Source organism: Bacillus sp. JJ1533, assembly GCF_036965045.1.
Classification (GTDB): Bacteria; Bacillota; Bacilli; order Bacillales; family Bacillaceae_L; genus Ferdinandcohnia.
The window spans coordinates 12,543-21,070 of record NZ_JBALOV010000046.1 but is presented as its reverse complement, the minus strand read 5'-3'; the positions used below and the strand labels follow the sequence as shown (position 1 = coordinate 21,070).

Here is an 8,528-nt window from a genome sequence, read left to right as displayed (position 1 = left end):
CCGTCCGCCGCTAACCTTTGGGAGCAAGCTCCCTCAGGTTCGCTCGACTTGCATGTATTAGGCACGCCGCCAGCGTTCATCCTGAGCCAGGATCAAACTCTCCAATAAGAGTATTGATTGCTCAATAATTTGTTACTTAGAATTAAAACGTTGACGCTTGTATTGTGTTCAGTTTTCAAAGAACTTTTTGACTCGCCTCTTAGAAGCGACTTTTCTAATATAACATTTTCGTTTTTGAGTGTCAACCACTTTTTCAAAAAAATTTTTTCGTGTTTTTCACTCATTTATTTCGTGCCGCCTATTTTAGCGACAAGAAATAATATACCATCACTTAAAAACTATTGCAAGTCCTTTTTTAAAAAAAGATTCGATAAAACCAAATCTCTTTTCTCTATCTTTTTATCAATAGAAAAGATAATAAATATTATACCGTATATATTTTTTTAATGAAATACTTTATTTGTAATGTTATTTTTTAATATTTTCTATATCTTTCTTTTGCTGCCTCTATTATTTTAATCATATTTACTAGATTTACTCATATATTTTATTAAAAATAATATGGAAGGAGGAAAGACCTTGATTTTTGAGTTCCTACAAGCAGTTGGAATGTTTTTATCATTAGCGATGTGTTTATTTTTGTTTTCATTTGTTTATATAGAAGGATTGAGGATAAGTAATAACGAGGGAAGAATTGAAGCAAGTACTTTCATAACCTTTGTTTCGTCTATTATTATGGCCTTCGTTTTTAGTTTTTTTGCTAGTTCTTTTTATTAAGGTAATTTCCTAATCCGTACTGACAATCATTTATGGTTGTCAGTTTTTCAGTTTTCCAAGACTTTTTACTTTTATTATGAAAGAAGTTGCTGTCTCGATCGTCTATTATAGAAAGGAAACACAAAGGGGGTACGACGTTTGAAACATGTTAGTCAAATTGAGAAATGGTTTTATGAGTATGGAAATGATGTTTATAGTTTCCTTATTTACTACACAGGGTCCATTGACGTTGATGATTATGTTCAGGAGGTATTTTTGAAAGCAATCAAATCATTTCATTCCTTTGAGGAACGTTCCAACCCTAAGACATGGTTACTTGCCATTGCAAGGAATTTAGTAATTGATAAAAATCGTCGAAAGCGACTGCTGACATTTCAACCTTTTGACCTACTTGGAAAAAGACAAATTCCAATTGATCCATCTAATCCAGAGAGAGCTCTACTATTAGACGAAGTTCTTTCTGATATACACGATACAATCCTTTCTTTAAAACAATCTTATAAAGAGGTTCTTGTTTCAAGATTAATTTTAGAACTAAGTGTTGAAGAAACAGCTGCTGTCTTAGGATGGTCTACTCACAAAGTTTCATTGACATACCATCGAGCTGTTAAAGCTTTACAAAAAAATCTTAACTCTATTAATAAAGGAGAGGAAAAAGATTATGAAGAATTCCTTCCCAAATAAATCATTTCCAAAGTTTCAATTAAATGAAGCACAGAGAACCAGAATTGTTCAGCTTATCAGAACAAGCAATACTAGGACAAAGAACAGTTTGGTTTCTAACCGATTCTTTATGTCCCTGGTATCGGGTGTAATGTTTTTATTTCTTGTAATTGGGATTGGAACATACTCTTACTATTCCATCTTTAAAGAGGAACCCATACACGGAGAGCCAATTTTTTCATTTACAATCAATCTTCCAAAAGAAATGAGTATAGAAGAACAAGGTGATACACATGTTTTTCTAAAAAATGGGACAGAGGTTGGTGGGGTAAAGAAGATTAACACCGAAATAAAACAGGAACTTTTGTCTCAGCCTGGTATATTTGAGAATGATGTGATGGAAGACTTCCAAGAACCGACCCAACGAGTCCTTTTCCATGTTAAACAAATGCATGCAATTCAGACTGTCCATTATTTCATCCAACCCGATGATCAAGAGGTTATCTATGATTTGTATTTTCACGCAGTTACTCCCGGCTATTTTGGAGGTTCGGATTTTAAAGCCGACCTAGAGATTATTCATGAAACCGCAAAAACATTTAAGATCAACTAACATCATTTCACTGCATTATATATATATATGTTTTTTCATTAAATTCCTCCTTGGCATGCATTATTTGGTAAAAGATGAAAATACTACACCTATGAATATATTGGCTTGGAGGAAGAGGAATGAAGAAGTTTTTACTAGTTGGGGTTGTTTTTTTATTCCAGCTTGCGTTTTTGTCTATTGGAGTGTTCGCTGAGGTTACCCCTGAGGAATTAAAGAAGTATACAACACAGACCGGATTAACTGAAGATGAGCTCGAGAATTATTTGGCAGTTTATGATTTGTCCTTACAGGATTTCGCAAGTATGAATGAACTAGTTTCCTACCTAGGTGAACCAGTGAATAATGAGAATGTACAGACTTTATTAACCAAACATAATATAAATGAGGATGAGTTGCACCATATCCTTGGTGGTTTTGGGGAGTCGGTAGAAGATTATTTATTCATTAAGGATCTTGAGACAACAGTTGATTTTTATTTAAATCATGCTGAGGTTTTGGTAGAAGCAGAGCGGTTGCTTTCAGAGATTGGGTTAACGGAAGATGAGATAGACGGATTGTTTTTACATTTTTTAAGCCTTAATGATGTGAATCTTGAGGGGAAAATGAAATCTATAAGTTCTAATTTAGAGCGATACTTTTCCTATAATAATACAGAAGGATTGTCATCCGAACAGCAAAAAGAGCTTCTTGTGATGTATGACAAAATGATTGAAGTTTTTGAGCTGCAACCAAGATACTTTCTATTAAAGGATGGAACTAGAGAAGCTATTGCTTATACTAAGCTACTTCAAATGGACACACTTGATGGTGCAGAACTCCTTGTTGAGTTATATCGTGCTAATGATGAATACCTACTGGATCTCAAAGTTTCAGAGGAAATGCTAGCTTCTGATTTTATCATTGAGCGCGGAGAAAAACTCCTAACTGTTGCAACGCTTGCAACAGAAATGAGCATTAAAGTACAAGGGAATAAGCTTCCTATTACCGCTACCCCATATACGAACCTTCTTTTAGTTGGTGCATTCTTCATGATTTTGGGTGTTGGCGCTTTATGGATGACTCGAAAATACGCATAAAAGATAAGCCATGTCTACAATGGATAGACATGGCTTATCTTTTTACCCTATACTTTGTTCTGATAATGAAACCTGCTTACTTTTCTTCCTTTCACCTATGGAGTACAACCAAATACCGACTACAATAATGACTCCCCCCATAATCTGTGTAAGGATTATTTTTTCCGAAAGTATAAAATAAGCTAAGATGGCTGCTCCAACTGGTTCAAATAGAATACTTACTGATATAGTCGAAGTACTTACCCATTTTAATGACCAATTGAAAAGGTTATGACCAAGTAAAGTTGGAACGATTGCTAAAAGTAAAAAGTACATCCAATCTTGACCAGCATATCCGCCTAACGGATATTTAAATATCACTACATATAAAAATAACGTTATCGTACTAATGCTGTACACAACAAAAGTATATGTGACAAGTGTTACCCGCTTTCGTACCGTTTGCCCAAATAAAAGATAGGCTGTGACCATTACACATGAAACGATTGCCAAGAAGTCACCGTATAAAGCACTGCCACTAATTCGGAAATCACCCCAACTAATGATGATGCTTCCTCCTAAAGCAAGAAAGGTGCTTAAGATCGCACCTAAACTTATTTTTTCTTTAAATAGGAAATAAGTTCCGATGAAAGCAAAAACGGGCTGCATCGTCACTAATACGGTTGAACTTGTTACGGATGTGTAGTTGAGCGATTCAAACCAAAGGATAAAATGGAGAGCTAAAAACACACCTGAGATTGTGGAAAAGAGCCAATCTTTTTTGGTAATGTCCCTTAATTCATTTCGATATTTCCATATAAAAACAGGAAACATCAGTAAGACTGTAAAAAATAGTCGGTAGAACGCAATAACAGGTGCGGGTGCATTTGCTAGCTTTACAAAAATGGCCGACGTCGATACTGCAACGACACCAATTGCCAACACGAAGTATGGATTAATTTTTGGTTGATTCATGTATGTCCCTTCATTTCTTTTATAATCTTATATAGTATATAAGATAAATGCATAAAAAGGATAGAAGAAAATTCTACCCTTTAGCGTAAGGAGGCTTCTCCAATTTGCTTATAATTGTTGATGTCATATGCAGAAATCATAGTTGGTGAGATAGCATACATTGTATTGCCGATTGTTAACACACGTTGTATTTCCCCTTCCCATGTTTCATATGAACCAGAATCGTGTGAAATTTTCGCTTTTAAATCAATTCCTTCTAAATGTATATTGTATACATATGCTCCCTGGAATTCGAATCGCTGTTCATACATTTTCCCTTCTTGGTTTTGATAGACAGTAATCGGAAAAGCAAAAATTCCTTTTTCCTTATTGAATAAAAGAGCTTTATGGTCGTAATTTAATGGAGAGTAAGTTCCACGTCCTCCAATGTTTTCTGTGAACTTCTCCTTTGGGTTATTTACATCACGGACATCAAATAACGAAATTTTAACACCATCTGTATAAACCATAGGCTCACTATTTGTTGTTTTATCAGCCACTACCTTAGTATCTTGTCCAAAGCCAATAATATGGTTTTCATCATATGGATGGAGGTAATTACTAAAGCCTGGTATTTTCAGCTCGCCAAGCACCTCTGGTTTTTTTGGATTACTCGCATCAATTACAAATAACGGGTCGACTTGTTTAAAGGTAACGATATAAATACGTTCCCCCATAAATCGAGCGGAATAGATTCGCTCTCCACGTGCCAAATCACTTAATGAACCAATTTGCTTTAGATTTTCATCATAAATATACAAATTGTTTCCGGAAGGTTTGTTGTTGTTCCAAGTGTTCCCTTTCGTTGTGGCTACTCGGAAGGTGCCATTATATTCGTCCATCGAGAATTGATTGAGAATCGTTCCTGGAACTTCAGTTGAACGATGGAATTCGACTTTGTCTCCATCCACTGAAAACTTGTAGACATTTGTATCAGGTGAATCCGAGCCACCCTCTATAAATGGCATGGCCTGATAGTTTGCAACTGCTAGATAAATGTTTTCCTTCGACATATATAATTGATTTCCACTGCCTAAATATGAAGTAATCGAAGCCTCTTTGTTGGGATCATCCAAATCGAAAGCAGCAATTAAGGTGAAATTAGCCTCTTTTGACCCAGGGATATATTGAATTTTTTCATATGGTACAAAGGAGCTTTCCTCATTATTTGCTGTATCTGAGAAGCGTGGTCTCAGTTCGATGTCTTCATCTTTCGTATCTTCCATAATCCAATAGTACGGATAGTGACTCGCCACTAGATACACATAGTTATCGATTCTGCGTGATGTCAAATGGCTTCCTTCTACCTCCACTCTACGTATTTCCTCAGGATCTTTTGGATCTTTTATATCATAAACAATGGCTGTTGTTGCTTCATAATGCGTAGTTGGATAGATCATCTTACGTGAGTTTGGAGTTTCTTTTGGTCTAATATCCTGAAATGAATATCCAATCACGACTAGTTTGTCTTCATATAAAAACATTTGGCTTGGTGAAAATGATGGAGAATAAGGAATTGTTGTGATTACCTGCATTTCCCTCGCAGGTGCTGCTTTAATGATATTTAATTTTCCATCAACAAGTTGATAGATATATTCACCATCGGTTTTTACGATATCTGCTTCATCAACACCTTGAACTTGAATATTTGTGTCTGAATGCTCGCTTCCTCCTTTTGCCGCACTATCAGCTGCAGGGGATTCAGTTGATCCTGACATTTCCTGTTGTGCTGTATCCCTTGCGAAAAAGCTAAACCTTCGATTACGTTTCTCCTCTTTAATCGCTTCCTGGAAGATTTCTGTTAGCTTTTCTTTTGTAACTGGTTGTAAATCAGTGTCCACTTGGCTTACAACTGTCGGCCTTGAAGTACTAAATATCGTTGTCATTGCAGTTATCAAAATAACCGAAGCCAGATAAAACATCCATCTTTTCTTCATTCATCTCACCCCTTTTCCACTTAGACGGATACTGGTAAGAAATGTTACAGAAAGTAAAGCGAAAAGCCCCCGATGTGCTAGATGCGAAGAACTGGATAAAAAAAAGAACCCTCTAGTTTGAAGGCTCTCCAGCTATTGCATATTGATTTAATAGAAGTTCAAAAATGTGGAGCATTTTTAAAATTTTCTTTTGATTATAGTGACTTAAGCAAGAGATTTGAATCCATTTCCTTTCTTGCAAATAGCGACTTTCGTAATGTAGGTAATATCCTTGTAACGCCATATCATCACCAAAATCCTTTGTAGGGATATATTCTGGTAACAGTATAGTCATGATTGCGGGTGACGAGTATTCGGATGCTGTTAAAATCTGCAGTCCTAGACCTTCTATGTACTCCCGGATCATCTTATATCTCTCTTTGATTTCCAAATAGTATTCATCATTTTGATATTTTTGTAGTGCTTCATATAATGCCTCAAGCATGTTCGAAGAATGGGAATAAGGAATGCTGTCATAGTATGCATACATACCGAGATCAAGATATCTTGGAATGGACTGGTTTGGTTTGATTTCATGATTATGGAAAACAAATGACAATCCCGTATATCCGCCAATTGCTTTTCCGCTAACTCCCGAAGCAAAATATACATTTTGAAAATCAAGTTTAACTGCACCAACCGTACTGATGCAGTCAAGACAAAGCTTTACCTTGTTTGTAAGACAGATTTCTTTAACACGTTGGACGTTTGTCAGCATACCCGTAGAAGTTTCACTATGAACGGCCCAAAGCCAAGAATAATCACCAGTTTCAAGCTCTTTCTTGATTTCTGCTTCAGTAATAGGCACTCCCCATACTTTTTCTAACTTGTTAAAAGTTAATCCTGCTCGATTAGCATGGTCAATTAGTCTCGAACCAAACTCTCCATTGTTAAGGATTAAGCCTTTCCCTCCACTAACAGCAAGCTGAGCAGCAATCACATCATTTGCTAAAGTACCTGAACCTACTAATACTTCCACATGCTTTGCATTTGTCATCCTACAAAGTTTTTCTCTTACAGACCTCATTTGTAATAGAAATTCATTTGAACGATGTGAAATCGGCTCTTGCTTTAGTGCTCCTTTTACATCTTCCTGAATTTTAATAGGACCTGGTAAAAAGCTAACTGGTTCTTTCAAAATTCTTCCAGCCAAGGATTCTTCAAAAGTTTGTTTCGTTAAATACATTGGCCAAAAAGAGGCTTCCGCAGTTCCAGTTAAAGAGGCAAATGGTTTAAAGCCAAGTTGTCGATACAATTTTTCCTGTCTTGTTGTTCCAGAAATCAATGCAACATCATAGCCTACCTTCAAGCAAAAATTAGACATGAGTTGAGCAAGTCCAAAAAAGATTCTACCGTTATTACGATATTCTTCTTCCACCGCTAGTAAACGTATTTCACATGGTTTTTTCGGTTTTACGGGAAGTTGTTCATCCAGTTTAGATAATTTATGATCAAGTGAAAACGGCCTGTTTCCTCTTACAGCAATCATCCCTATTAATTTAGAATCCTTTACACAAATTAAATAGGTATTTTGATCATGAAATTTATCGACTAACATTTTTTCTTCATTTTTGTCATGCTGTGGAATCTCTTCAACAAAGGTTTTATAATTTAAACGATGAATTTGATTAAATTCCTGCTTTGTCCGAGCTATTTTATAGACAAATGTCATGATGTATTCACTCCACTTAATTGTTTTTTTTCCCTAGTCTTTCTTTTAGATTGTCTCGGTGCGCATACAGCAATAATGCGATTACAATAAAAATTAGGACACATTCACGGATTGAGTAATCCATATACCAATAGATAAATGGCATCGTAAAAAAGGCCGTCATCCCCGCTATTGTGAAACTTCTCAAAATCGCTAATAAAAAGAGAAAGATTCCAGCAAACACTAAAAATGGCTGATAGGCTAAGACAACGAGACCACCTGCAGCTGTCGCTATTCCTTTTCCACCTTTAAATTTGAGTGTAATCGGCCAAAGATGCCCGACGACAACAGCGATAAGTGACAAAATCTCAATTTCAAAGGAAAATCCAAGTTGTTTTGCACCTATAACAACAATCATCCCCTTTAGCACATCACCTAGTGCTGTTAACACAAAACCACTCTTCCCTAGCAATCTACCAGCATTCCTGGCACCTACATTTCCACTTCCGAGTTTGCGGATATCTTCACCTTTCATAAATTTCGTCACGACATAAGCAGACATAATTGTTCCGATAAAATAGGAAACTAATACATATAAATAAATCACGGGTTCACCACCACTTTTGGTTTAATCAAATTTTACCATTTTTTTCTTATTGTTAACATGTTAAAATAGATTGTCTATTTACTTTTTTAGTAGAAATATATGAATATAGGGACATCCTCATGCAAAAAAATAGTTAAATCATTGTCTATTCATAAAGCTCATGATATAATTT

At 35.7% G+C, this 8,528-nt stretch carries 7 protein-coding genes and 1 rRNA gene; 3 read left to right on the top strand and 5 right to left on the bottom strand.

Annotated elements, in window-relative coordinates; genetic code table 11:
* A 16S ribosomal RNA gene (locus tag V7138_RS22960) occupies positions 1–108 on the bottom strand; the annotation flags it as partial.
* Positions 109–915: 807 nt separating this feature from the next.
* Between V7138_RS22960 and V7138_RS22955 the strand changes: the two genes are divergently transcribed.
* The 3 genes from V7138_RS22955 to V7138_RS22945 all read left to right on the top strand — a co-directional run bounded on the left by V7138_RS22955 (position 916) and on the right by V7138_RS22945 (position 3,129).
* Positions 916–1,461: an RNA polymerase sigma factor gene (locus V7138_RS22955; RefSeq protein WP_335402058.1), complete on the top strand. Its 546-nt coding sequence runs from the start codon at positions 916–918 to the stop codon at positions 1,459–1,461.
* Positions 1,439–2,053, top strand: coding sequence for a hypothetical protein (locus tag V7138_RS22950; protein WP_335402057.1), 615 nt, complete (start codon positions 1,439–1,441; stop codon positions 2,051–2,053). The genes V7138_RS22955 and V7138_RS22950 overlap by 23 nt, the downstream gene beginning before the upstream one ends.
* A 119-nt stretch (positions 2,054–2,172) precedes the next feature.
* Positions 2,173–3,129 carry a processed acidic surface protein gene (locus tag V7138_RS22945; RefSeq protein WP_335402055.1) on the top strand — a complete coding sequence of 319 codons (957 nt, stop codon included), beginning with the start codon at positions 2,173–2,175 and terminating at the stop codon, positions 3,127–3,129.
* Between the two features lie 42 nt (positions 3,130–3,171).
* Here the strand turns inward: V7138_RS22945 and V7138_RS22940 are convergent, their stop codons facing one another.
* The 4 genes from V7138_RS22940 to plsY all read right to left on the bottom strand — a co-directional run bounded on the left by V7138_RS22940 (position 3,172) and on the right by plsY (position 8,356).
* Entirely contained in the window at positions 3,172–4,083 is a 912-nt protein-coding gene (locus V7138_RS22940; protein ID WP_335402052.1) for a DMT family transporter, read from the bottom strand.
* Between the two features lie 80 nt (positions 4,084–4,163).
* Positions 4,164–6,059 carry a beta-propeller domain-containing protein gene (locus V7138_RS22935; RefSeq protein WP_335402050.1) on the bottom strand — a complete coding sequence of 632 codons (1,896 nt, stop codon included), beginning with the start codon at positions 6,057–6,059 and terminating at the stop codon, positions 4,164–4,166.
* Between the two features lie 112 nt (positions 6,060–6,171).
* A complete protein-coding gene (locus V7138_RS22930) occupies positions 6,172–7,770 on the bottom strand; it encodes an aminotransferase class V-fold PLP-dependent enzyme (protein ID WP_335402048.1) in 1,599 nt (532 codons plus the stop codon).
* Between the two features lie 16 nt (positions 7,771–7,786).
* Entirely contained in the window at positions 7,787–8,356 is a 570-nt protein-coding gene (gene plsY / locus V7138_RS22925) for a glycerol-3-phosphate 1-O-acyltransferase PlsY (RefSeq protein ID WP_335402046.1), read from the bottom strand.
* Between the last annotated feature and the right edge of the window lie 172 nt (positions 8,357–8,528).